At 54.7% G+C, this 25,557-nt stretch carries 23 protein-coding genes; 11 read left to right on the forward strand and 12 right to left on the reverse strand.

What is annotated here, in order from left to right; genetic code table 11:
• Nucleotides 1–107: 107 nt before the first annotated feature.
• Complete coding sequence (locus OLTU_RS14540; protein WP_141733489.1) at nt 108–1,151, forward strand: pectin acetylesterase-family hydrolase; 1,044 nt, start codon at nt 108–110, stop codon at nt 1,149–1,151.
• 95 nt (nt 1,152–1,246) lie between these two features.
• Entirely contained in the window at nt 1,247–1,981 is a 735-nt protein-coding gene (locus tag OLTU_RS14545; protein WP_141733490.1) for a response regulator, read from the forward strand.
• Nucleotides 1,982–2,061: 80 nt separating this feature from the next.
• Here the strand turns inward: OLTU_RS14545 and OLTU_RS14550 are convergent, their stop codons facing one another.
• The 3 genes from OLTU_RS14550 to OLTU_RS14560 form a co-directional block, all read right to left on the reverse strand.
• Complete coding sequence (locus OLTU_RS14550; protein ID WP_141733491.1) at nt 2,062–2,493, reverse strand: AtaL-like protein; 432 nt, start codon at nt 2,491–2,493, stop codon at nt 2,062–2,064.
• A gap of 51 nt (nt 2,494–2,544) precedes the next feature.
• Nucleotides 2,545–3,666: a DegT/DnrJ/EryC1/StrS family aminotransferase gene (locus tag OLTU_RS14555; protein WP_141733492.1), complete on the reverse strand. Its 1,122-nt coding sequence runs from the start codon at nt 3,664–3,666 to the stop codon at nt 2,545–2,547.
• 170 nt (nt 3,667–3,836) lie between these two features.
• Nucleotides 3,837–5,957: a vWA domain-containing protein gene (locus OLTU_RS14560; RefSeq protein ID WP_141733493.1), complete on the reverse strand. Its 2,121-nt coding sequence runs from the start codon at nt 5,955–5,957 to the stop codon at nt 3,837–3,839.
• A 429-nt stretch (nt 5,958–6,386) separates the two neighbouring features.
• On the opposite strand from OLTU_RS14560, the gene OLTU_RS14565 reads away from it, so the two are divergent.
• Both OLTU_RS14565 and OLTU_RS14570 read left to right on the forward strand, forming a co-directional pair.
• Nucleotides 6,387–8,333 carry a response regulator gene (locus OLTU_RS14565; protein WP_218110042.1) on the forward strand — a complete coding sequence of 649 codons (1,947 nt, stop codon included), beginning with the start codon at nt 6,387–6,389 and terminating at the stop codon, nt 8,331–8,333.
• Between the two features lie 70 nt (nt 8,334–8,403).
• Entirely contained in the window at nt 8,404–8,949 is a 546-nt protein-coding gene (locus tag OLTU_RS14570) for a hypothetical protein (protein ID WP_141733495.1), read from the forward strand.
• 91 nt (nt 8,950–9,040) lie between these two features.
• Here the strand turns inward: OLTU_RS14570 and OLTU_RS14575 are convergent, their stop codons facing one another.
• Entirely contained in the window at nt 9,041–9,520 is a 480-nt protein-coding gene (locus tag OLTU_RS14575; protein ID WP_141733496.1) for a hypothetical protein, read from the reverse strand.
• A gap of 159 nt (nt 9,521–9,679) precedes the next feature.
• Between OLTU_RS14575 and OLTU_RS14580 the strand changes: the two genes are divergently transcribed.
• Nucleotides 9,680–10,849 carry a zinc-dependent alcohol dehydrogenase gene (locus OLTU_RS14580; protein WP_141733497.1) on the forward strand — a complete coding sequence of 390 codons (1,170 nt, stop codon included), beginning with the start codon at nt 9,680–9,682 and terminating at the stop codon, nt 10,847–10,849.
• Between the two features lie 131 nt (nt 10,850–10,980).
• On the opposite strand, the gene OLTU_RS14585 is transcribed toward OLTU_RS14580, so the two are convergent.
• Nucleotides 10,981–11,844 (reverse strand): S1 family peptidase, encoded by an 864-nt coding sequence (locus OLTU_RS14585; protein WP_141733498.1) that lies wholly within the window; start codon nt 11,842–11,844, stop codon nt 10,981–10,983.
• A 254-nt stretch (nt 11,845–12,098) separates the two neighbouring features.
• Between OLTU_RS14585 and OLTU_RS14590 the strand changes: the two genes are divergently transcribed.
• Nucleotides 12,099–13,256, forward strand: a complete 1,158-nt coding sequence (locus OLTU_RS14590) for a cupin domain-containing protein (protein ID WP_141733499.1) — start codon at nt 12,099–12,101, stop codon at nt 13,254–13,256.
• Nucleotides 13,257–13,285: 29 nt separating this feature from the next.
• The gene (locus OLTU_RS14595) at nt 13,286–13,984 is read left to right on the forward strand and encodes an HAD family hydrolase (protein WP_141733500.1); all 699 of its coding nucleotides are present in this window, start codon (nt 13,286–13,288) and stop codon (nt 13,982–13,984) included.
• A gap of 72 nt (nt 13,985–14,056) precedes the next feature.
• Here the strand turns inward: OLTU_RS14595 and OLTU_RS14600 are convergent, their stop codons facing one another.
• The 5 genes from OLTU_RS14600 to OLTU_RS14620 form a co-directional block, all read right to left on the reverse strand.
• Entirely contained in the window at nt 14,057–15,013 is a 957-nt protein-coding gene (locus OLTU_RS14600) for a tetratricopeptide repeat protein (RefSeq protein WP_141733501.1), read from the reverse strand.
• Nucleotides 15,014–15,138: 125 nt separating this feature from the next.
• Nucleotides 15,139–16,302: an alkane 1-monooxygenase gene (locus tag OLTU_RS14605; protein ID WP_141733502.1), complete on the reverse strand. Its 1,164-nt coding sequence runs from the start codon at nt 16,300–16,302 to the stop codon at nt 15,139–15,141.
• 75 nt (nt 16,303–16,377) lie between these two features.
• The gene (locus OLTU_RS14610) at nt 16,378–16,938 is read right to left on the reverse strand and encodes a hypothetical protein (protein WP_141733503.1); all 561 of its coding nucleotides are present in this window, start codon (nt 16,936–16,938) and stop codon (nt 16,378–16,380) included.
• Between the two features lie 62 nt (nt 16,939–17,000).
• Nucleotides 17,001–18,116, reverse strand: coding sequence for a gluzincin family metallopeptidase (locus tag OLTU_RS14615; protein ID WP_141733504.1), 1,116 nt, complete (start codon nt 18,114–18,116; stop codon nt 17,001–17,003).
• Nucleotides 18,113–18,820 carry a hypothetical protein gene (locus tag OLTU_RS14620; protein WP_218110043.1) on the reverse strand — a complete coding sequence of 236 codons (708 nt, stop codon included), beginning with the start codon at nt 18,818–18,820 and terminating at the stop codon, nt 18,113–18,115. The genes OLTU_RS14615 and OLTU_RS14620 overlap by 4 nt, the downstream gene beginning before the upstream one ends.
• 297 nt (nt 18,821–19,117) lie before the next feature.
• Between OLTU_RS14620 and OLTU_RS14625 the strand changes: the two genes are divergently transcribed.
• The 4 genes from OLTU_RS14625 (at nt 19,118) to deoC (ending at nt 21,890) form a co-directional block, all read left to right on the forward strand.
• The gene (locus tag OLTU_RS14625; RefSeq protein ID WP_141733506.1) at nt 19,118–19,417 is read left to right on the forward strand and encodes a helix-turn-helix transcriptional regulator; all 300 of its coding nucleotides are present in this window, start codon (nt 19,118–19,120) and stop codon (nt 19,415–19,417) included.
• Between the two features lie 242 nt (nt 19,418–19,659).
• Nucleotides 19,660–19,809: a hypothetical protein gene (locus OLTU_RS31920; protein ID WP_176736628.1), complete on the forward strand. Its 150-nt coding sequence runs from the start codon at nt 19,660–19,662 to the stop codon at nt 19,807–19,809.
• A gap of 465 nt (nt 19,810–20,274) precedes the next feature.
• Nucleotides 20,275–21,174, forward strand: a complete 900-nt coding sequence (locus OLTU_RS14630; protein WP_176736629.1) for a DMT family transporter — start codon at nt 20,275–20,277, stop codon at nt 21,172–21,174.
• Nucleotides 21,175–21,185: 11 nt separating this feature from the next.
• Nucleotides 21,186–21,890, forward strand: coding sequence for a deoxyribose-phosphate aldolase (deoC, locus tag OLTU_RS14635; RefSeq protein ID WP_141733508.1), 705 nt, complete (start codon nt 21,186–21,188; stop codon nt 21,888–21,890).
• A gap of 127 nt (nt 21,891–22,017) precedes the next feature.
• Here the strand turns inward: deoC and OLTU_RS14640 are convergent, their stop codons facing one another.
• Complete coding sequence (locus OLTU_RS14640; RefSeq protein WP_141733509.1) at nt 22,018–23,673, reverse strand: sensor histidine kinase; 1,656 nt, start codon at nt 23,671–23,673, stop codon at nt 22,018–22,020.
• 177 nt (nt 23,674–23,850) lie between these two features.
• Nucleotides 23,851–25,458 (reverse strand): HmuY family protein, encoded by a 1,608-nt coding sequence (locus OLTU_RS14645; RefSeq protein WP_218110044.1) that lies wholly within the window; start codon nt 25,456–25,458, stop codon nt 23,851–23,853.
• Between the last annotated feature and the right edge of the window lie 99 nt (nt 25,459–25,557).

Raw genomic sequence — 25,557 nt, forward strand, 5'->3', positions numbered from 1 at the left:
CGTGACTCACCTTGGCTGATTATGTAAAATGAACCTGACTCCAGCGAGAGGCACCTGCCCAGTGCCTCCTCGCCCATTTCTGTTCGTCAGCCACCTGGGAGGGGATCATGGGAGCTCGACGTCGACGCATCGCTTTGTCTTTTTTTGCCTTAACATTGGGATTGAGTGCCGAAAGCGCAGTGGCGCAAACGGCAAGCTGGGAATGGCAGGCTGTGACCGGCACCATGTGCCGTGACGGAAGCGAGACAGGCTTTTTCCTGAAAAGGCGACCTTTTGATAAAAACCTGGTCATCTATTTGGAAGGCGGCGGCGCCTGTTTCAACGGACTGACCTGTCTCTCCAATCCCAAGGCAGTCGGCGATCAGTATCCGGGTCAGAACGGAATTTTCCAGGAGCGCGATGACAATCCTGTCAACGGCTGGAACTTTGTTCACGTGCCCTACTGCAGCGGTGATATCTTCGCCGGCAGTCAGGAGAATGTGCAGGTGCCCGGCGTGCTCGGTCGCCAGCACTTTGTTGGTTATCGCAATATGCTCAAGATACTGGATCGGTTGAAGACGGAGATGCCTGAGCTTGAAAATGTGCTCATGACAGGTGTGAGTGCCGGTGGTTTCGGCGCCATCTTCCATTATCCCACAGCCAAGGAACGCTGGCCTGACAGCCGCGTGGTCCTGCTGAACGATAGCGGCATTCCCCTCGAAGATGAGTGGCTGGCGCCCTGCCTGCAAAAATCGTTTCGCACGCTCTGGGGCATCGACACGGCCCTGCCGGAAGATTGCACGGACTGTAGCGGTGAAGATGGAGGAGGCCTTGTGAATCTGGCCCGCTACCTCCGCGAACGTTATGGCGATCATGACAAGGGCATGATCATGAGTTTGCAGGACGGCATCATGCGCTTCTTCTATGGCTTCGGTGTGAATGAATGCAAGCCGCCCTTAATTCCAAATTACCCGGCCCAGGAATTTGAAGCTGGCGTCCGCAGTCTGCGTGAAAACTTTCTTCAAGGCGGGATTCCCACGTTTTTTCAAAATGGTTCGCAGCATGTTTATATCAGCAGCAAAAGCTTCTATGAAACCAAGGCTAATGGACAAAGCCTGTCGTCCTGGGTGCGTGATCTGCTAAATCTTTCCGCGCAGGATCGTGGGCCTTGATTGATGGTGTGACCTCAATTTCGCCTCTGGAATGCCGATAAGTAGGGAAGCAATAAGCTCTCTGTATTATTCCAACCAGGCGTGAGAGTCACACAATGAATCAATCTGTACAGAAAACCATACTGGTCGTAGACGATGAGATCGATCTTTGTGAAATTCTCCAGTTTGATCTGGAGGATTCAGGCTATCGCGTTTACACAGCCTGCCGTGCTGCGGATGCGCTCGATATACTACAAAAACAGACTATAGATCTCATCGTCTCTGACATTCGCATGCCCGGCGGTGATGGCGTTCACCTGCTCCATGAAGTGCGTAAGAAACACTTCGAACAACCTCCCGTTATCTTTGTATCCGGCTTTGCTGATGTCACCATCGCGGAAGCTTTTCATCAAGGTGTGGTTGGCTTCATAACGAAACCTCTCTCGTTCGAAACTCTTTTGCACGCGATTCAATTTCACCTGAAGGATCCTGAGGAGCGCTGGAGCGATAGCGCAGGACCGCTACCTCAAAAGCGCTATGAGCGCGCGTTCGCCTCTCTGTCTCATGCGGAAATTGAAGCGTCTGCCCTCCTCGGTCGCGGCGGAATCTTTCTGCGTATGGATGAGGAGCTGCCACGACTCGATGAGGTCGTGCGGGTGAATGTTCAGTTGCAGAAGGAAGGGGTTCAGCTGGAAGGCTGGGCTGCCTGCCGTTGGATTCGGAATGCCAACGGTCGGAAACAGCCGCGTGGTGCGGGGCTGGAGTGGATGAAACTCACGCCAGCCGCCGTTCGTTTTATTCGCTCCATCACCCAGGAAGAGAAGCGACTGCCTTATATTCCTATGGAATAAAACGGCGCTTCGGAATCGAGCGGCGCTTCGGAATCGAGCGGCGCTTCGAAATCGAGCAGCGCTTCGGAGCCAAGCCGTGACTAAACTTCGGGCTGTTCCGCCATCTTCTTCACGTTTTCCAAACTTTGCGTCACAAAACGTTCGATGTTGCGCCGGATCATATGATCCACGCGGGGGCTGATGCTTTCCCATTCGATGGCGCTTTCCAGGATCCAGCTTTCGGGATCCGTGGTGTTCGGCGAAACCTTTTTCTCGATCACGCCCACCAGATCCGGATGTCCCACCAGCTGTGAGGCGATCTCACCATCTTCATAGCGGTAGGTGACCCGTTCCCGCACATCCGCATCCGGCACGGATACGGTCCGCAGAACGCCGTTGTTGAAGCGCTCCAAAATTTTGCTCTTCAGGATGCCTTGATTGAAGCGTTCGGGATGTTCCACTTCGTCCATCAGCGTTTGCCACAGGCGATCAAAGGGGGCCTTGACACTGCAGCGGAAATGTTCAGAAGCCATGTTCTTGCTCCTCCTTCTGGGTACCTTGTTGAATCACTCGTCCCTCTGTTCTTATAAGGCTTCGAAGGCCTGCAGTAAAGCCTGAGCCGAGGCCTCGCATTCCTCCCGCGTGATCCCCGCGAACAGCGGCAGGTTGATGACCATGCGGCTGAATCTTTGGCTGTGCTGCAGGTCCGAGGTCCGAAGGCAGCCCTGGGATGGACCCTGCTCACAGAGGGTCTGCGGATAGGTCCGGGCGCAGCCGATCCCGGCATCGCGCAGGCGCGCCGCCAGGTCATCACCACTGACCTTGTGGCTTTGAATGACCGAAAGGTAGCCGTTGCCCGTGATCCCCTCGGGTGCGGTATAGACCCGACCGTACTGGGGATAGGCGTCGAAGAATTCCTTGTAATAGGCCTCGGCCTGCAGGCGGGAATCGATCATCGCATCGATCTGTTCCAGCATGCGGAGGAGAAAACTGGCTTGAATCCCGCCCATGCGGGAATTCCAGCCGACATAGTCATAGGTATAGTGACCCGCGCGGCCGTGGTTGCCAAGGGCCCGGATAACCTCGGCCAGTTTCGGATTCGGCGTAAACATCGCCCCGGCGTCGCCGGCGGCGCCGAGAACCTTGGCGGGATAGAAGGAAATGGTCGAGACTTCCGCCCCGGTATAAACCGATTCACCGTGATAACGCACGCCATAGGATTGAGCGCCGTCCTCGAGCAGATGAATGCCTTCCTCTTTGCAGTATTTCCGAAAGTCCCCGAGGCGGGTGCTGGTCCAGCCCAAAAGGTGGACAAGGATGGCCGCACCGAAGCGATATTTTTCATGACCGCGTTTGAACTCCTCGAAGTCCATTTGCAGGTCATCCGGATTGATGTCGACCAGCACCGGTTCCGCACCGATTTGCGCGATCGCTTCAAAAGGTGCCCAGAACGTCATGTTGGGCACGGCAACGCGCATCCCGGCTTTGACACCCAGGGCCTGCAGGCCGATGATCAAAGCGTCCGTGCCGTTGGCACAAGCCACCGCATGTTCCGCTTCCAGGACCCGCCCCAGTTCCTTTTCAAGCTTCTGCACGGTGGGACCGCTCACAAATTCAGTATGATCGAGACATCGCGTCCAGTCGGCGAGTATCTGCTCGCGAACGGGTTCTATACTTCGCTTGAGATCGATAAAAGGTACGCGCATGGGGGTCCTTGCAGGTATGTCAAAATTGCGGTTACAGCTTGCCACTTAAGCCGTTTTTGTAGCAGTTACGGCGGAGGAATGCAAAAGCAAAAACCCCGGACAAATGTCCAGGGCCTTGGATGTGGCGTGCGGGAAGGTCCAAGCCCCGCGCAGGACGCAGGGCCTTTCTCTTAACGGGGCTGGATCAGAACCTTGACCACCGAAGCTGCGGGCAGATCCTTTTTCAGGATCACCAGTTTGTCCTCTACGATGTGATAATCGGTGATCTCGGTTCCGTTCACGTAAACCTTGTAGGTTTTAGGACCGGTGTAATCGACGCCGATATCGAAGGTATTCTTGTAACTCTCGGCATACTGATAGGTGATATCCAGTTTCTCAAAGTCCTCGTCACCACAGCTGAAGCCGATGGTCGCGGCGTGAATCTCCACGTTCTGGGCACAGACCTGATCGTCACCTTCGGCGCTGATTTTCAGCGAGTCGGGGAACGGTTGACCGGCGATCGCAATGTTGTATTCCTTGTCCTTGAACTCATAATCCATGTTATAGATCGCCCGCACTTTGCGGCCATTGAAAATGTCGTCATTGGCCACTTTCAGGTTGCCGTTATCCACCACCGCTTCAAGTTCCTCCTGATTGTCTCTATCGATCAGGCGGAAGCTTTCGATCCGGGCGGCATCCGCGCCGAGTATCGGATATGTGAGCTTCCGATCGCCTGGCATTTCATAGCGCAGGCTGACCTGGGATCCGTCGGCAGGCGCGGTGGTGAAGGTCACCTTCTTGGTGCTTTCATCATGAAGATAGTTGGTGACTTTCTTATCATTCACCCAAACTTCCAGACTGCCGGGCACAAAGTTTGCGGTATAGGCGAAGACCTTCCGCAGCGCGACGTTATCGCGATATTTAATTTTGATGCTGGCATGCTCGGGCGGGATGTTGTTCAGTTCCAGTTTGCCCGTGCTGCTATTATAGGCATAAAGTTCCTTGGCCAGCTTTTCACCATTGATCAGTACATCAAAGCTGGTGCCATCTGCGGCGTGGCTGGGAGTAAAGGTCTTCACCATGGGGACAGGGCTATGCTTATAGCTGACGTCCAGAGTCTGGGAGCCTTCGGCCACCGGCTCGAGTATGGTCAGCGTGCTGCCCGACACGGTAAAGGCATTCACTTTTTTGCCGTCGAGTTTGATGTCCAGACTGGTGGCGACGGCAGGTTTGTTCAATTCAAACTGAATGTTGATCTTTTTCCGAACGTTGAGCGAGATCTGCTCCAGCACGCTGCTGTAGTCCGACCGGCAGATGTCCGTGGAAATACCGCCAGTGTCGGTGACGATACGCATATATTCAACTGGGTTGGGTGGATCGAGATAGCCACCGGAGTTCTGACAATCATGGTTCGGATCGGTGGGATCCGAGGGGTTGGCGGCGGGTGGTTCCTGCAGGAGCAGGAAGGCGTTTACGGGAACATTATAACCGACGCGATCATAGAAATACTGAGCCGTTTCCCAGGGTGTCCCCACACAGCCTTCGTTCGAACCCGAACCGCAGTTCTTTTCGTCGGTGATCAGGAGGATCGAGCGCTGGGAGTCGGCCCGCAGCCATTCGTTGCTGGTCGAGCTGCAGCCTTCGCCGGTCATGGCATCGGCTGCGACCTTGATGCCTTTTTCCACCGGGTCGCCGCCTTCACCGATTTTGATCATCGTCTGGAAGTCGCTGGTGGTCTTAATAGGATCTGCATCGTAGTCAGCCCGTGTGATATACTTGCGGCCATCCGCTGTTTTGTTCAGGCAGGCGTTGGTCGTCGTAACGACCGCAATCCTCCAGTTCGTGTTTGAGATATACTTGAGGATACTGGTCAGGTTCTGGCTGATGCGGTTCTGATAAGGACCCATTGAGCTGGAGTTGTCCATCACGACCAGCAGGTCGAAGATACCGGCTTCTGAAATCGCAAAGGACTGGGAGGCGCTGACCCCATTATGCCCTTGAGTAAAGGTGTCTTCAAAGATCGCGCGGTCGAGCTGCTGGCTCAGTTCCGCGGATTTAGGCGCCTGCACCAGCTGGAAGTCCTGGGAGATCAGATTGAAGCCGCTATCAATGGTAAGGCTGGCTGTTGCAAGTTCGCCAGCGTCAAAGGTTTTCAAATACTCAGGAGCCGCATCAGCCGAGGCTTCAGCAGGAGGACCGCCGTTGTCATCAAGGCTTCGGAAGTAGGTTGGATCCTTTCCGCAGCCTGCGGCCCAGCTTAAGCCCATGAGCGCACTTATAAGAGTGAACTGTGAACGGATGCGCGAGGACATGGTCGTTTACCTCTAGGCTTGGGTTGCATCGCTGCCTGGGATTAGACAAGCAGCATGACCTTCATTTCGGAGGAGGAAGTTTCAAGGCTCAAACTTTTCACAAGCCATTTTTCGTTGAATCTTTCAGATTCGTACAAACCCCGGAAACCAGGGGGAAATATAGGTTTGCTAAAGATTGGCAAAAATCCTCACGGACACCACTTTTAAAAAACGATTTTCGCGGTCATGGATGGAGGCCGCGATTTGCGTGATATAAAATATAAAGACGATTGGGAAAAACAGGTCCTGAACGCTGGAGGGGTTACATTGAAGCTGCTTGATCGAGACATGGGGATACTCATAGTGGACCCAGTGAGTGCGGTCGTATCAACTGTGAAGAGGGTGCTCAGTGAGTCGGGTTTTAAGAATATCTTCCAGTCCGACTCCGTCATGGACGGTTTCAACACCCTGGGACAGGAAAAAATCGGCTGGATCATCACTTCGCTCTTTCCGGGGCAGAAACTCACAGGCTGGCAGTTCCTGCGACTCCCGCTCGAGTACGAGCATTATCGTGGAACGATGACCTCGATCCTGCTTAATACCGAAGAGCAGGATCTCCTGCCGAGTCTCTTTGCGATGGGCATGGTGTCTTTCCACATGCGGCCTCTGACCTATAATTCCTTCAAGGCAGAAGTGGACAAATTTCACGCCACCCTCAAGAAGGTGCCGCATGTCCCCATGGCCGTCGCCATCGGCCTGAGGGACAAGCTCACGGAGCTGCAAAAGATCGACGACCTGGAACGCCTCGAAAAGGGGCTTTACAAGTGGGTGGATGGTTCCGTCCAGCAGCAAATGCGGCTGATCAAGGCCCAGCTGCAGGTTGGCAATAACCTCGAAGCCCTGCTCGGCATGAAGCACGTCCTGGCCTCGAATCCCGGCCTGAAAGCCGAGATTATTGAACTCGGTAAGAAATACCTCGGCATCGAGGATATCAGCGATTACAAGGCCAAGCTCAACATCCACCATGCGCTGGTCGTGGACCCCGATGAATCGCAGCTGAAGTTTTTGCGCGAATGCCTGACCGAGCTCGGTGTGGCGGAAATCAAAACCTGTGATGATGCCACCTATGCCTGTGAGTATTTGAAGAGCAATTCCACGGTGGACCTCGTGATCGGCGAATGGAAGCAGCACGGGATGGATGGTGGCGCTTTCATTCAGCATGTCCGGCATCACGGTTACACCGACAAGCCCATTCTGATTTTTTCGTCACTGGTCGATGACGCGGCGGAAGAGCTGATGAACGAGGTGGGCGGCGTGTTCGTGATGTTGAAACCCTGCACGAAAAAGATCTTCCAACAGCAGCTGGTCGATCAGTTCAATCGCTGGCGTTATCCTCTGGCGGCCGAGGATCTGGAGCAAAAAATCAGGATTTCCCTGAATAACGGCGACGTCGATTACGCCCGTCAGCTGATGGTGCAGTTTGAAAACAATCCCAAGGTGGAAGCCACCCGCAAAAAGTTTATGAAAGCCTGCTTTGCCTACCAGGCGGGTCAGTATCGCGAAGCGAAAACCATGATCCTGGAAAATGCGAAGGTGAACATGCCCAGCCACAAGGAGGTCGGCCTGCTCGGTAAGATACTCCTGAAACTTGGTGAATTCAACGATGCCCAGAAATGCCTGGAGCAGGCCAATGTCATGGTGCCTGGCAATATCGAACGGCTTTGTGATCTGGCGGATGTTGCCGCCGAAGTGGGCGCGGAAGAGGAGATCATGAAGTACATGGACGAGGCCCGCGAAATCGGGGGTGACACCGGCATGGTGATGGCCGCATATGCCCGCCATGCAACAGCCTTGGGGCAGGCGGATGATGCCCGGCGTTACATGGTGGATGAAGAAGTGGCTCGCAATGTGGTGGCGTATATGAACAACCTGGGCGTGGCTTATGCGAATTCCGGCAAGTTCAAGGAAAGCGTGGATTCCTATGTCAAGGCCATCAAAACCCTCGGCGAAATGCATGTCGAACTGCAGGGAACCGTATATTACAATCTGGGACTCAGCCTTGTGCGGCAGGGACGTTATAAGGAAGCCCTTCCGGCGCTGAAGAATGCGCAAAAAAAAGCGGATGATACCGTGGCGAAAAAATCCACGCATCTTCTGGAGCGTGTGCAGCACGCTATTGATAACAATGTGCCGGTGATGCTTCGTGAAACCGCGAAGGTTATCAATCCTCAGGTGACGAAGATTCCATCGATCCATCCTATGGATCAATATATGGAAATGCAGGCGGCGCATGTGAAGCCAGGTGAGCATGCGCTCTTCCTCATCTTTCAGCCTACGACGCAACCTGAGCTGGATTTGCAGACTGAGTTCCCGAAGATTATTCGGAAAAGCGCTTAGAATTCCTGGGATATTCCGTCTTAAGATGGCCTTCCGATCTGCCGATAGAGTGGAATCGGAGGGCTAGACTATGGACGAGGGACGCATTCACAAGTCGATCAGACCGATTTATGTCTGTCTTTTCATGAGCCTGGCGGCATTTGCTGGCTGCAAGGATCGGGGCGATGGACCCAAATCACCTGACTCAAATCCAGTGATTAACGAGGGGCCGCCGCAGGCTGTCAGCTCGGATGCGACGGGTCAAACGACCGAGGTGCCGGAAATTCCCGGTGCAAACGCTCCTGCGCCGGAACCTGGAAGTAATATTTTACCGGATAAATTCATGACTGGCTTGACGGAATGCCAAAAGCAGGGCCGATATTTCGATCTGCAGGTTGCCAGCTGCACGGAAACGCCTCTTGCGGATTATCCTTGCGATCTGACCGTGCTGCTTTCTGAAGGCAGTGCTGTCCTGAATGCAGGACAGAAGCAGCTTCTCAAGGAATACGTGGATAAGAACCTGCAGGGTTTTTCGCTGTATGCTTGTACCGTAGAGGAATCCAAGCCAGCGTTGCATTTTTACAAGGTTGAGACGGATAAGATTCGGGCGCATAATGTGAAGATTGCGAGTCCCTGATTCGCGATTCGTGCGCTTTCCACCGGCTCGCGCACCATCCACCGTCTCGCGGACCATCCGCCGGCTCGCGCAGCCGGCCTGCCCCTGCGCCTTATGGTTCAGCCGGTAACGATTCGAGATCAATCCAGCCTTTATCATTCACTTTCAAATATTGCGCCAGAAACCGGCGAAAGTCCTCATTGTGAGGCTCCAGGCAGCGCTGCAGCTCCATGCTGCCGACAGCGTATTGATTGCATTGAATGACAGCACCTGCGAAAAATTGCGTGCAGCCTTGCAGAAAGCGCGGCACATATTTCGATACAAAGGCTGTCTTCTCAGGACCTGACAAATCCCGACCTGAATCGCGAAAACTCCGCTGCAGCTCCTGCCATTTCTGGCGGAAGTCGCTGTCGTCAGGACCAAAGACATAAAGCTGCTGGCGGGCGCTTTCTTCCTGCTCGATAAAATTCACCGGATTCTGGGCACAGCTGTCATCGATCAGCGCCTGCAGCTCCGCCGAATGCTGCTTTTGAGTTTTCTTGCATCCCTCCAGGCTGATCAGAAGCGGGAGGATGAATATCCACGTTTTCATTGCCAAATCCCTTCTTATCCAAGCAAAGGATTTATCGGAAGAATCAGGTAAAACTTGAATTTGTGCGAAATTCTGCCGGACTCACGGCGAGCATGGCCTTGGAATTGCAGCCGCCCCAGGCGGTGGCATAAACTCCCCTTGGGAAAAGGAGTCCTGGCAATGAGAGCTCTCTGTTGGAACGGTGTCAATGACCTCCGTGTGGAAACAGTCCCTGATCCCCGCATCCTGAATCCCCATGACGTCATCCTGCGGGTGACGATGTCCACGACCTGTGGCTCCGATCTGCACATGATTGGAGGGTACATGCCGACGATGCGGGAAGGCGATATCATCGGCCACGAATTCATGGGTGAGGTGGTGGAAGCCGGTCCCCAGGTGGAAAAAATCAAAGTCGGGGATCGCGTGGTGGTTCCTTCCTTCATCTCCTGCGGCAGCTGCTGGTTTTGTCAGCATGATCTTTATTCCCTCTGTGATAATACCAATCCCAATGCCAAACTTCAGGAACCCTTGCTCGGTTATCCCACGGCCGGCGCCTATGGAGCCACGCATGCGTTTGGTGGCTATGCGGGCGCGCATGCCCAGTATGTGCGCGTGCCCCATGCGGACGTGGATTGCTTCAAGGTTCCAGATCATGTCACGGATGAACAGGCAATCTTTCTCTCTGATGCTGTGCCCACCGGTTTCATGGGCGCTGATTTTTGCTCCATTCAACCCGGTGATACAGTGGCTGTCTGGGGCTGCGGCGGCGTGGGGCTCATGGCCATGGAGAGCGCCCGTCTCATGGGAGCGGAACGGGTGATTGCCGTCGACCGTTATCCGGAACGATTGCAGCTGGCTCGCATGAAAGCCGGTGCGGAAACCATCAACTATGAAGAGGTGGACAGTGTGCTTGAGGCGCTGAAGGAGATGACCAGCGGGCGAGGACCGGATGCCTGTATCGATGCCGTCGGCATGGAGGCGCATGGCACGGGAGTGGGTTACGCCTATGATCGCGTGAAGCAGGCGCTGCATCTGGCCACCGATCGCGGGGAGGCGCTCCGGGAAGCGATTCTTGCCTGTCGTAAGGGAGGCACGCTGTCCGTTCTTGGCATTTATGGGTTGATGGATAAGTTTCCGATGGGTTCCATCATGAACAAGGGACTCACCGTCCGCACCGCGCAGCAGCATGGACAGAAGTATCTGCCGCTGCTCATGGACCTTGTCGCGAGCGGGCGGCTGGATCCGTCCTATCTCGCGACGCATCGCCTGTCCCTGGAGGAGGCGCCGCATGGCTATGAGTTGTTCAAGACGAAGAGGGAAGGCTGCGTGCGCGCTGTCTTCGTTCCGTAGTTGCGCAGGATGGATGGTCAGCACGGGGCGCGAGTGTTCTCGCGGTCGCAGTCCCGTGAGACGACAAGGCCTCACGCTGCCCGTCATCTCAAATTCAAAACCGGGTCCCTCAACAGGACCCGGCCTTATGATTAAGCCTGAGGATCAGCGGGATTTTCCTGATCAGCCGTAGGCAGGGCTGCGGGTTCGGTGGGCTCTTCCGGAGTGCAGTAAGCATCCATGCCCAGATCCACACCGGAATCCTCCTGGATCCAGCAGATATTGGCATTCATGCGACCATAGATGCCGCCTGTGCCGCAGGCGCCGCCGCGGGAGACGACCCCAAACACGCGCCAGTCACCATTTTTCAGCTTCGCAAACGCGGGTCCACCGCTATCGCCCTGGCAGGAGTCCTTGCCGTTGTTACCGAGAGAAACTTCATTATCACCGACCTTGGTGATCTCCACATCCACTTCATATTTCACGCCGAAGCCACCGCCATCACGGTTGCCAAAGCCAACGAGGTAAGCAAAGAGACCGGTTTGGAGCAGCTCCTCGGTTTCATCCGCGTCGGTCAGAACAGGAATGTACGCGGATTCAGGAAGATCCAGAGGCTTGTCCAGCACGAGGTAGGCGATATCATTCCAGCCATCCACGTTCCGACTATACTTCGGCGAATAGGCCATTTTCACAACTTTATACTGCGCTTCGACCCGACCGCCTTCGTCGCCTTCACCGACATACACACCAATGCGGCTTGGGTTGCTCGAACCTTGAATACAATGAGCAGCCGTGATGACGAGTTCGGGGTTGATCGCGGAGCCGGTACAGAACATGCGGCCGTTCGAGACGAGAGCCACGGTGGACAACCACTCACCAGCTTTTGTCTTGACGCCACCGTATATTTTGGACTCGCTGTCTTGCGGCTCGGACGCACTGCAGCTCAGCAAACCGGCAGTCAAACAAGTCAGACCGAAGGACGCGAGAACTCCAGGACGGGTAGCTCTGTTGATCATGACAGGACCTCATTTGGTGAAAATGGAAAAAAAGCGGCTCTCTAATTGACTATCTAGCCAGTTGACGGTCCGGTTGGAATGTAGAAAAAATAAATTGCTTCTTTGAGATGCCCGTCAGTCGAGCAGACTGAGCGTCTGTCGCCTTGGGGAGGCGCGTCGCATCCTGGGCCCCGCACGGTCTGCGGTCCTGATTGATCTTTGGGGCCCGGCATGCGAATCTCCGGCCACCCCTGGTTTTATGCGAGGACATACTGATGATCGATCGTTCGGTGTTGGGAAACCACCAGTCTGAATTTTTAAGCCGCCACTGGCAGAAAAAACCTTTGCTGATCCGGAATGCCTTTCCGGGTGGTCTCAATTATGTAAGTGGGGATGAGCTTGCCGGCCTTGCCAGCCAGGAGGGCATTGACAGTCGGCTCGTCATCGAACACGGACCCAAATCCTGGGAAACCCGTCATGGTCCCTTCGCCGAGGATATCTGGGGAACCCTGCCGGCCCACAAATGGACCATTCTGGTCCAGGCCGTGGATCGGCTCCTGCCCGAAGTCTCGCGGCTGCGGGATCGTTTCCGCTTTCTTCCCAACTGGCGGGTTGATGACATTATGATCTCCTACGCCGTGGATCAGGGTGGGGTCGGAGCGCATACCGATAACTATGATGTGTTTCTGATCCAGGGCCAGGGCCGTCGACGCTGGGAGATCGGAGCCAACGCCCTCGTGCATCCCGAACTGGAACCGGATCTGGATATGAAGATTCTGAAGCACTTCGAGCCGGTGGAAAGTTTTGTGCTGGAGCCGGGCGATATGCTTTATCTGCCACCTGGTTTTGCGCACAATGGGGTGGCGCTTGGAGAATCGATCACCTATTCGGTAGGATTCCGCGCTCCTCATCAGAAGGAGATGCTGCTCTCCTTCGTGCAATTTTGTAATCAGATTGAGGGCGACGAAATATTTTATACCGATCAGACTATGCCGGAGAATCGTGAACCCGGTTTGATCCTGCCGGGTGAATTGCAACGTTTGCGTGAACTCATGCTGACTGGTCTGCAGAATGAAGCGAACTTTATGAAATGGATCGGCGGATTTCTCACCGAGCCGCGCAGTTTTCATGAAGCTCTCGAGCGACCCGTGACCGAAAAAATCCTACGCGCTGGTCTGAAAAAAGCTCGTCCGGTGGAGCGTGCGGAAGGCGCGCGATTTGCCTATTATCAGGTCAGTGATAAACTGCATTTTGCAGCGGAAGGTGAGTGTTTTGTGCTGGATCGGTCGCTCACCGACCTCGTGGCCCTCCTGTGCCGCGAACAAAGTTATACGGCTGCTGAGCTTCTGGCTCATTCTGAAAAGCTTGGCTTCATGGAACTTTTGTGTCATCTATGGAATCAATCCTATGTTCGATGGGCCGACGAAGCATGATCCGGTGAAAGCCAGCTGAGGGTGGAAGCATGAGTCAGGCGAAAATAGCAGCGTTTTTTGATTTGGACCGTACCTTGATCTCTGTGAATAGCGCGATACTGTACGCTCGTTTTGAACGCAAACACGGGCGCATCTCGACCCGACAGGTCTTGTCGACGATGGGTCATTCCCTGCTGTATCACTTGAATATTGGTTCCATGGAAAAAGCCTATGCCAAGGCCATGAGACACTTTACCGGCGTTCTGGAGCATGATCTGGTGCGCTGGTCCAAGGATTTTTTCGAGGAGGAGGTGAAGCCCCGCTTGCAGCCCGGTGCCATTCCCGTTTTGCAGGCGCATCGGAAGGCCGGGCATGCCCTGGTGTTGCTGACCAGCAGTTCCTGCTACCAGGCGGACTATGCATGCAAAGCCTGGGGTCTTGATCATTGGATTGCCAATCGCTTTCCCACCGAGGAGGGGCGCTTGCTCGGTACCTATCATAAACCTTTGGTTTATGCGGATGGGAAGGTTTTTCATGCGAAGGCGTGGGCTCGGGACAGTGGCGTGGATTTGAACCGCTCGTATTTTTACACAGATTCCTATTCGGATTTGCCCATGCTGGAAGTGGTGGGGCATCCCATGGTGGTCAACCCCGATCCGAAATTGCGGGCCCATGCTTTGAGAAACAAGTGGACGCTCCTGGACTGGCGGCAGGCCGCGAGTGCGATGCCGCGCATGCAGGAAGCATAAGTTTATCAGGAGCTGAGTTTTGGATTGGCGGCACGCAACGAGTGCGATGCCGCGCATGCAGAAAGCGTAGCATCAGAAGCTGCGATTGATGCTCAACATCAGACCAGGATCACTCCGGGGCACGAGGTGCAGCTTCATATTCCAAAGACGTGGCATCTCTTCGACTTCTTCGACAGCGGTATCGGCCAGCTTTTCCCCTGCTGTGGGCGGAAGGATATCAGACCGACGTCTGGATTTTTTGCTTTTCTTGCTGCTGCTGCTGCCGCCGCCAAAGAAGAGTCCATCCAGAACACTGAGACCATAGCCGCCGGCTGCAACCGCAACCATCAGCGTCTGGTTGCTCTGCGCTGCTTTCACAAAGGCTTCATTCTGATCCAGGAAATCCAGGGTTTCCTGATCCACAGCCTGGCCAGCTGCCTGACGAGCCAGCGCGTCCTGACCAATGGCATCAGCATCCTTGTTGGCTTTGGTAATCTCATTATTATAATAGAGAAAGCCGACCACACCTGCGACTTGAGCGCCGCCGTAAAGCAAACCCTTGCCAATCTGTCCATCCATGAGATAGCCAATGCCAAAGGGAATATAAGGTGTCAGCGAACTGCTGCTGCCGCCGCCACTGCTTTTCGATGACATTTTTTCGTCACCGAAATCATCGCCCATGTCGTCATCCCCACCACCGCCTCCTTTTTTGGCTTTGGCGAAGAGCTTCCGCACGCCCTTGTCTTTGACGACATCACGCGGGATGCTTGCATCCGAATCCAGTTTCAAAGCCTTGTTGAACAGGGACTCCGCTTTGCTCTTCTTGCCCATCTTGGCTGCGGCTGCACCCATCAGGACCATGGCTTCGGCCTTGTCCGTCTTGTCCTTGGACTTTTTCACTACAGCCGAAAGAATCTTGTAGGCCTTCGAGTAGTCCTCATCTTTAAAAGCCTTCATGCCTTTGGTGTAGCTATTGCCGAACGCATGACCGCTGATCAAGAGCCAGCTGCCGAAGAGCCAAATAAGGAATCGGCTCCATTGAGTGTTCATCGGATCCCACCTCGCATCTCTATGGTCACCATTGGGCTATCGGCAAAACTCTTAAGGTGTTGAGGACAGAGCTGAAAAAACCTGGAGGGCCTGTTCCAAAATTGGGCAGGAGGCCGATTATAAAATTAAATTCTGTGGGAATAGCGAGGGGTTAGGGAAGCGAGGGGGCCGGCGGCCCGGGCTAGAGAATTTTCCGCAGGTGTCGCCCAGTGCTGGTCCCAGGTCTCCAGGTAGGGCCGCATTACGCGGCGATGCAGGGGAGGGACCAGGGCGATCAGGATCATGGTCATGTACCCGAAGGGAAGGGTCGGCGCCTCCGGCCGGGGTTCCAAACGCCAGAAGGGCAAATGCCCTGTTTCATGATGATGCGAGTGACGCGTGAGATTAAAAAGAAGCCAACCGCTGATGCTGTGATGGCTGTTCCACGAATGACGAAAACCCACCGGCGTCCGGGGCACGCGGACGAGCCCGTAATGTTCGATGAAGTTCACCAGCTCCAGATAGCATTTGCCAAGGAGCGCCAGGCCCAGATGCAGCAGCAGACCCGCCACCCCTCCCAGCAGGGCCGTACTGAGCGCGGCGATGGTGAACGACATCAGCCAGCCGCGCAGCACACGATTGTCGAGCGACCAGACAGGCCGATTCTTATTCATCAAGAACGAGCGTTCAATTTTCCAGGCGCTGAGGTTGCCACCCACGGTGGAACGCACGAGGAACTGAAAATACGATTCGCCGCGTCGTGCGGTGGCCGGATCCTCCCAGGTTCCAATCTTGCGATGATGCCCGTAAACATGTTCAATCGCAAACGCCCCATCCCAGGTGAAGGCGAGAAGCCAGCGACCTATTTCCGTGATCAAAGGGCTCCAGGTGCGATGAACGAGTTCATGCGCGATATTGGTGGCTGCCAGGCCCAGGAGCAGGCCCATGCCGAGGAAGCCCCCGAGACGATGCCAGCCGCTCGTGAGGGCCTTGTTTTCGAGAAGGGACCCGTCCAAAATCTGATCCAAAAAATGCCCCAGGCCCAGGAGATCGTGATCGGCAAACTGCCAGAACAGGACCAGATAGGCGATCAGAAGAAGAGGCAGGTTGGCAAAGAGAAAGGCATTGAGCAACCATGTGTGTCGATAGCGGGGCTGATCCAAATCCGGTGGCAGCACAGTATCGCCCAGCACGGCGACCGTAATGGTGAACAGCAAGGGGAACCATAGCCAGGCTCCGCCGGCACCGAAACTCACGATGGCCAGGACCACCAGCAGATTGCAGTTGGTGTACTTCAGGTAATGACGCACGACAGGTTTTCCTTTGGGCGTAAGGAGCAGTGTCTTTGCGGTCTTCCTTAGCACAGCGGATGGCTGAACACAAGTTCACAGCGGTGGAAGCGGAGGGGGCGGGGCTGGGATTCTGGGTTTGATAGTGTCGTCCTTGCGCGGATTGCCCTTGTTGAATTGCAGGCTGACGCCGAAGCTGAAGTCCCGTTTATTCACGGCCGGGCGGAGCTGGATCGCCGCGACCAAGGCCAATTCCCAAGTCGTGTTGAAGGCATAGTCCAACTGCGCCTCGAGCAACGCACCGAGCTGAAGCCGGTTGTTGGTGCGTTTGATGCTCTCGTCGATACGGATGCGCGTGATCGTTTGTTCGACAAGCAAAAGAGGTCCGGCCCCAAGTCCGTAGCGGAAAAGGTGGGTCCCGGTCCATTGCAGGGTGCTGGCCAGCTCGTAAAAATGGTGATGCACCTGAACCGAATCGGCTCGCGGCCGGGTATCACGGGCTATGCCCAGACGGTTATGCACACGTAAACCCCAGGGCATACGGATGAACTCATGCAGGTCCCAGCGATAGCGCTGCTCGGTGTCACTGTCCGGCTGCGACACATGAAGGGTCGATAGCCCGAGGCCAATGCTGCCTGACGGCAAAATCGGATTCATGATTTCCGCCTGAGCGGAACTCGCCAAAATTGTGAAAAATAGGAGACCAATGCTCCTGAACCTTAAGTCGGGCATGTGAGTTTCAGCCTTACATTATCCGTATCAAACCACTTGCGGAAAATGTTGCAATAGGCCTCCTGATCCTCAGGCGCCTGAGTGAGAATCGCATTCAGGAGCGCGCTGTAATCCATCAGATTGTTGTCACGATTTTCCAGCCAATTGTTGCGAAAATCCGGCAGAGAACGGAAGGCTCTCTGCGCCACGCGGAGTGGCGTTTGACCTGGCAGCTGCGCGATCTCGTAGAGCGCGGAGGCCAGCACCGATCCCTGGCAGTAGAAGCTGCCCGTGCAGACGCCACTGAGCGAGGTGCGCAGGGTCCAGCTCACCGGCAGGCGTCGCTCCTGATCCAGTTCCGGCAGGGACGCTCCAAATTCCGTCACGCTTTGGGTCACGGCATAAGAGAAATAATCGGACAGACCCTCGTTCAATCCGGAAAGAAAATTTTCATTCACCGCAAGGATCGTGTCATAGGCCCCACGATCGAAGCGGGCAAACTGATAATCAAAAATATAGTGACCGAATTCATGGGCCACGACCCCGAAGTTCATTTTCACGGGCACATGCTCGCGCGAGGCCGTTTTGAAAAACCAGAAGTCCCGCACGCCGGGCAGGTAGGCCGCGTTCATGGTAGTGCTGACCTCCACGGCCTCGCCATCCTTTTCGCGGCGCAGACGGGGATTGTAGTAAAGGCTGGGCAGCCCGATCGTTTCGAAAGGAATATCGAAGTTTTCCACCCAGAAGGCGACCGTGCGTTCATAAACGGAATAGAGCCCGAGCATCTCCATGGTCTGGAAATTCTGCGGGATGACCACACCATCCTCCAGAATGTAGTCGGTCTGCACCATATGACCGCGATCGCTGTAAACGGCGTCGGGATCCGTGGAGGACATAATTTCCGCGACATCCGCATCCACATTCAGGGCAGCCTGTCCAATGATCAAGCCTACGGTTCCGCTCATATGATCGACATCCGTGAGCGTCTCGATCTTGACATTGGCGAGCTGATAGCGACCGTCGATCGACGTCAGAATACGAGCGATGATCGGATACTCCGGGGTATTTTCCGGAACTGTGCAGGCGGTCAGAACACAGGCTAAAAGAGGCAGACGGAGTTTCATCGGATGGGAAACCTCCAAAAGAGGTTGGCATATGGCAGGGCCAGAGCATTTTCATAGCTGAGATAAATCGCACCCGCTTCGAAGTGGAAATTGCGCCAGGAAAAGATCATCGTGGCCATTCCAAAGGCAGGTTTGGCTCTTCCGCTGGTAAAATCGATTTCCCGATTGCCTTCACCAAAACGCTGGGATTCCTGCTCTTCGCTCGCATAGATCGGGCGCAGCAGGGTGGCAGAAAAGGCCACATGTCGGTTAATGACACCATCCCAACCGATCATGGGAGTCACCAGATGCAGGCTGGACCCCCCGTCCCGACTGAACGACATCACGAGACCATCCATCAGACCGAAATTCAGATGCTGGTGCGTGGTTATCTTATAGCTGGTGATCACACCATGCAGAGAGAGCAGCAAACGTTCATTGCCACTGGTAAAGAAGAAACTATGGCTGTTGAAGGAAGTTTGAAAATTGCTGGTGGTAAACATCCGATGCTTGAGTGAGAAATTCCAGAGTGGCGGTTGAATGACATACGCAAGGCCCTGCAAGCCCAGTTCCAGGTCCGGGGTAATCCCAGCTTGCGCATTTCCATAGACAGAAACTTGAAATTCTTTTGGCTGCAGAAGATGCGCATTGAAAAGATGATGAATGGAATCGGCGCTGTCAAATTCACCATAGCCAGCGCCATTAAAACATATTAAACCTACCAAGAAGGCGTGTTTTGCGGCCGAAATGGCGTGTTTTGACCAAATTCTCCGCCACGGTGAAGCAAACCGACGCCAACACTGCATCATGCGACCATCCTGAACTTGTATGGCTTTCACTTTAGCACAGCTCGCGATCATCGAGAACCTTTGGTGCGAGGGTTTTTTGGAGTTGACAGGTTCAAGTGGCCTCATTACTTATAATGATCTTTACTCAAGCGAAAGATTCAAGCTCCCTATAGAGCAGGGGTTCCCGTGCGAGAAGAGAGGGATGAATCAAGGCAACACGAGAGGTGGGAAAACATGAGAGCAGACAAAGTTAAAGTTCCGATGGTGGCATTCAGCAAACAGTACAATCTTAGCCCCCGCGAGCAGGATGTGCTGCAATTGATGATTGCACGCGTAGTGAACGCCGAGGACATTTCGCAGAAACTTGGCATCAGTCAGAACACGGTTCGGATTCATGTAAAGAATATCAACAGTAAAGTGGGTGCGCGCAGCAAGACGGAAATCCTGAGTGCCTTTATTCTGTTCCTCGACAACTATTATGAGCGCGTGATGGGAACGCCGACCACTTCGTTGGTCCAACAGCTTCCTTCCTGATTCCTGGCTTCCAACACACCAACAGGCCGCCTCGCTTTCCATGCAGGTGGTCTTTTTTCTGCGAAAAACGTCCGGGCTGAACGGGTTATTCACCACGGTTAACTCGGGGTAAATATCGGCGTAACCGCCTAATGTTGCCAATAAAATAATAGGCATTTGGCCACTCGTCCATGAGTCCCGAAGAGTTAGGTATATCCCAAGATAACTGGAGGACATTGGATGGATTAGCCGGAGGACTCGCTATGCTTTGGAAACTTTTGCGCCTGCAGAATCTCGATCGCCTATGGATCCCGTCGTGTGGTCAGAGTTTTGGCAACAAACTGGACGAGCTGCTCGCGCCTTCCGTGCGTCCTGTCCGGCTCAGGGTTTATCGTAAGGGTCGGTTCCATTGAGTGCGGAGAACCGATAAAAAAAATCGACCGTAGGGAAACTACGGTCGATGTTCGGTCGACTAAAAAAAGGCTGGATTCCTCTAATTTTTATTAGTTTGTTGCAGACTTCTTGGTGAGCTTATCTCAGGCAAGTGAATGAGGGAATTGGTAAGAGTCAACCTGAATATCAGAAAAGCACTGTTGTGCATCCGATCCTTGTTCATGTGAAACACCTCTAGGTTCGAGTTCCTTGGCAGACACCAAATACCAGCGGCAGATCGCTGCGAAGACTTCCCGTCATCTCAATTTCCAAGATCATCCAGGGTCTTATCGGGGCGTAATTTTCTGGTCCAGGATGGGCGGCAGGAGCATTTTGGGGAAAACCCCTGGCTCCACAATCGGACCCAGTGAAAGAATTGGATTTTCGAGTCCGAGCGGTGCTACTGTCCCCCACCGGATTATGTCCGTAGAGAAAGGATGTTTTGCATGCCTCTTGCGTCGGGTCAGCTGCTGGGAGAAGCAGCTTCCTTGGCAGCCGCCATGATTTGGGCCTGTTCCTTGTCGCTGTATACCCGCTTCGGCCGGCAGGTGCCCTCGGCCGGTCTCAATCTTTACAAGAATATTGTCGCCCTGGTCTGCCTGGGGTTCACCGCCGTGGTGATGGGTCTGCAGCTTCCGGATGGTTTGCGGATAGGAGCCTTTGCGCTTTCGGGCTTGATCGGCCTGGCCCTCGGCGATACGCTTTTCTTTCAGGCCATCAAGTCGATTGGCGTGCAGCGCGCCTCGGTCATTCAATGTCTGGCGCCGCCACTGGCCGCTGTGGTGTCCTGGTTTCTGTTTGATGAAAACCTCGGTCGCTGGGAATGGATGGGGCTTTTGGTCACCACGGGGGCTTTGGCCTGGCTGATCGGCTCCCGGCGGCAGGGTCCCAGCGACACAGTGGAATTGGATTGGTCTGGCGTGGCCGCCGCCGTGGGCTCAGCCCTGTGCCAGGCGGCGACGGTGATTATCCTGCGGCAGTCCCTGCAGGGGGTGGATGTTATCACCGGAACCCTTCTCAGGGTTCTGCCGGCGATTCTGGTGCTTTCTGTGCTGAGTTTTCGGCGGTCGGGCTGGGAGTCCCTACGCCTGGTCTTCAGCACCACGCGAAATGGCTTGATCTTGTCGCTCGCTGCCTTTATGGGAACCTATCTGGGTTTGCTCCTCATGTCGACCGGGGCCAAATACGCCAAGGCCGGAGTGACAACCGCCATCAGCAGCACTTACCCAGTCTGGATTTTGCCGATCGCCCATTTTTTACTGGGTGAGCGCGTGAGCTGGAAAAGCGTGGCCCTTACGCTCTTGGCCGTAGCCGGTATCGCGATTATGATGATCGGGGACTCATAAAGGAGACTGACATGTCCACAGAACCCATCACAATTGGACCTCATGGCAGCTGGGATGCAAGCCTTGCCGCAAAGATTGATCATACGCTTCTGCGCGCTGACGCGCAGCCCGCGGAAATTGAAAAGCTCTGTGATGAGGCCAAGGCCTATCACTTCGCAGCGGTTTGTGTGAACCCCTGGTTTCTTCCCTTGGCCCGGGAGCGGCTGCAGGGGAGTACGGTGGCGCTGTGCACGGTCATCGGCTTTCCTTTGGGTGCGAACACGACCGAGGTTAAAGTGTTTGAAGCGGAAAAGGCCTATGCCGCCGGCGCCGTGGAACTCGATGTGGTCCTGAATACGGGAGCCATGAAAGCCGGTGATACCGCTTATGTCGCCCGCGAACTCACAGCCTTGCGCCGTGCGGTGCCCAAGGCCCTCTATAAGTTGATCCTGGAAACGTGCAACCTCAATCATGACGAGATCGCGCACGCCTGCCGGCTCGCTGCTGATGCCGGTTTTGAATATGTGAAAACCTCGACCGGCTTTGGCAGTCACGGAGCGACGGTGGAACACGTGGCTCTGATGCGTGAGTCGATCAAAGCGGAGATGCATGTGAAAGCATCCGGTGGGATCAAGGACCGGAGCAAGGCCCTGGAGCTGGTGGTTGCAGGGGCTTCACGCATCGGCAGCAGTCAGTCGACGGCCCTGGTGCGTCTCGAAAATCCCCACGTTCTATAGAGGGCGTTGAAAACGCCCCTCATTCTGCGTTGCCGGGTCGGCTCCGCTCCTCATGTACCAGCGTGTACACTCCGGTGCTCGCCTCTCCTGCGCCTTGCCTGAGAGGCCTTTTCAACACCCTCCAGGATCACGCGCTTTGCAGATCAGGCGGGCTTTCCAGCTCGCCGAGGATTTCCTCATCCGAGGGCGTGCTGCGCTTGGTATTATGAATCGGCAGCATCAGCGTAAAGGTCGCACCCTGACCTGAGCCTTCGCTGGTACAGGTGAGAGTGCCGCCGAGAATTTTCGCATCGATCGAACAGCTATGCAGCCCGAATCCATGGCCGGATTTTTTGGTGGTATAGCCATAGCGGAACATGGAATTCATCTGCTCGGCGCTAATGCCGACGCCATTATCCGTCACAACCGCCACGACCTGGTCCCCTTCGCGATAGACACTGAGAGTCAGACGACGCTCGTCCTGATTCTGATGCATCGCCTGGATCGCATTGCCGATGAGATTGGTCAGAATCTGCAAAACCTTGTGACGGTCGCTTGAAAGCGTGACGCTCGGTTGATAATCCTTTGTCACCTTCACGTGATACTTGTCGATTTCATAGGACTGCAGGGCCAGCACGTCATCCACACAATCCGCCAACAGAAGGTTTTCCACAGTCCCGGTGAACTTCGCATGGGACTGCTGCTTGGAAATGAGCTGCGACACCGTGCTGAGATCCTTGCGCAGAAGGGTGATACTGCGTTTGTGGGCTTCATGCTGGTCGTTCCATTCCTGGCTGATGACCTCAAGGAAGGGGAGGACCTTGCGACCTCGATCGTCCCGTGTAAGGAACTCACCGAGACGGGGCTCCTGCTCCTTGAGCAGCCGGATCAGGTCCTGCAGATGCCCGATCGGCGTTTCATTCTGAAAGGAGTGGTGAAGGTTCTGGACCTTGACGTTGGCACCGGTCAGGGCATTGCCGATATTGTGCAGCACACCGATCGCCACTTCCGCCATGCCCGCTTTCCGGGAGGAATCGACCAGGTTTTTGGTTGTCTGAATGAGTTTTTCCGTCCGCTCCTGGACCAGCTTTTCGAGGTTGGTCTTGTATTTTTCCAGTTCCGCCTCGGCTTCCAGAATGGTTTGAAAGTCCTTTTGAATGTTCCGCTGCATGGTGTCGATCGCGCGATACACACGGCCGACCTCGTGTTCCTCCTGCAGGCGTTTGGGATCGATCGTATTGCTGAGCGAGTTCATCTGGATCTTCGAAGCATAGTCCGAAAGTTCGATCAGAGGCCGCGTGACCTTGAACTGGAAAATGAGAATGATGATCCCGCTGATCAGCATGATGAGCAGAAAGTTGGCCAGCAGAATGGATTTCGCACGTCGCCAAAGGTTGCCGACGATCAGCGCCTTTTCCGCCTCGATGACCAGCTCGCCGATGACTTCATGGGCGGCCGCCGGGGACGTGATATCGGTTCTCTGCGTGATCGGGATTTGCGGTCTTTTTCCCTCGCTCATTATCAGACCATCATCACTGGAAATGGCTGCGTAGCTGACGTAAGGCAGGGTTTTGAGACCAAGGAGGATGGAACGGAGCTGGTCCTGATCATAGGTCCAGAGACTGCGGCTGACGACGCTCAGAACGGAGGCCTCCAGCGCCTCGATCTGGTTGTGCACCTGCTCGATCTCTTCATTATAGTCATAGATCAATTGGAAGGCGGAGAGCGCGATCACCACAAGAAGGGAAATCGTGAACACGGCCAGCGAAGCCCGAGCTGCCAGGGATGTGGTTCGAAAATGCATCAGCCATGCCCTTCCTCTGCTGTCCTCTCTTCGGGCGAATCCGAAGAATGCTTTATGGTTCCAGCAGGGTAGGCTGCCTGCAGAAATTTGGGATTTGGGTGAATTCCCGGGAAGAACGGGGCAGGATTCAGGAGGTGCGTGTTCTCCTGGAGTGCGGCCAGGAGAACACTTGAACGCTCAAAGTTGACTGACTTTCACGGAATAGACTCCGCTCGCATAACTCAGAATCTGAAGCTTCACGCACTCCGTTCCATCCGAGAGCAGATAGAGGAGCTGCTTGGAGTTCAGAGTATGGGTCGTCATATCATAATCGTACCAGGCATTCAGAACCGCGTTTCCAGAATAGGGCTGGGAACCCGGAGCGCCGGAAGCGGGCAGCATTTCGTCATAGGTGAAGGTGAGATTTTCACAGCTGCTGACTGCGGCAAAGTCGGTGGAGCCGGAATTGTGGACACCCACACCTCGGGTTCCGCTGGTGCCGGAGTTGGTTTGAAATTGGGTGCGTTTCACAGCGAGGAGCCAGGACTGATCGCTGGTGGTGGTGACGAGCTGACCCTGATCGAGTTTCAAATAAACCGTGTCCGTGCTTGAGGACGCGTCGATGGTTTGCTCGATGATTTCAGGCTCGGGAGCCCGGGGAATTTCCAAGGTATCGGCCAGGACCTGGTAAACGCCGGAGCTGTAGGACACGATTTGAAACTTAATGCAAACAGTGCCGTCGGTGATAAGATACACCAGTTTTTTCGAGGACACGACATGCGTGGTGGGATCATAGTTATACCAGCTGTTCAAGAGAGCATTGCCGGAGTATGGCTGAGAACCGGGAGCACCGGACGCAGGCAGCATTTCATCATAGGTCAGCGTTCCGATCTGGCATTCGGTGACACTGTTGTAGTCCGTGGTATCAAGGTTCATCACACCGAAGTTCAAGGTGCCGCTCGTGCCGGAGTTGGTTTGAAATTGAGTGCGTTTGACCGCAAAGAGCCAGCTTTGATCGCTGGTGGTTGCGGCAAGCTTCCCTTCCTCCAGTTTCAGATAGACCGAAGCTGTGCTGGATGAGGCGTCAATGGTTTGTTCTGCAGTTGGCTCAGGTGTTGGAGTGGGTGTCGGCGTTGGCGTTGGTGTCGGGGTTGGTGTCGGCGTGGGCGTAGGTGTGGGTTCAGGCTCTGGAGTGGGCCCACTGAGCAGTTTGGCCAATACCTTATAACGACCGGATTCATAGGAAACGATCTGAAATTTTGCGCAGGTCGTGCCGTCGCTGATGAGGTAAACGAGCTGCTTCGAGGAAACCACATGCGTGGTGGCATCATAATTGTACCAGCTGTTCAGCAGCGCATTGCCGGAATAGGGCTGAGAACCGGGTGCACCGGAAGCCGGGAGCATCTCATCGTAGGTCAGCGTTCCGGCCTGACAGGCGGTAACGCTCGCATAGTCCGCGGTGTCGAGACTCATGACCCCAACGTTCAAGTTGCCACTGGTGCCGGAGTTGGTTTGAAATTGAGTGCGTTTGACAGAAAAAAGCCAGGCCTGATCATTCGTGGTCTTGACCAGGGTATCATTCTCCAGCTTGAGGTAGACTGACTCCGTGCTGGAACTCGCATCCAATTCAATCAGGGCTTCCTGATTTTCCTCGCCAGGCTTCGACTCGGGTTCCGGTGTCTCCGTTGCTGGCTTGACCGGTTGGGGGTTTTCCTCCTCCACCACGGCCTGATCCTGCGTGGCGGTATCCGAGGAGGGATCCTCCGCGTTGGTCCGGTCGCCGTCGCATCCTAGAAAAAGTGTCAATAATAATAACGGTATAAGTCTCATTTGAATCCTCAAAGAAGAATGATAATGACAATCGTTATCATTATCGGAGCATTCTGTCAAAAACTTTAGGCCTCG

This window comes from Oligoflexus tunisiensis (assembly GCF_001748245.1).
Lineage (GTDB): Bacteria > Bdellovibrionota_B > Oligoflexia > Oligoflexales > Oligoflexaceae > Oligoflexus > Oligoflexus tunisiensis.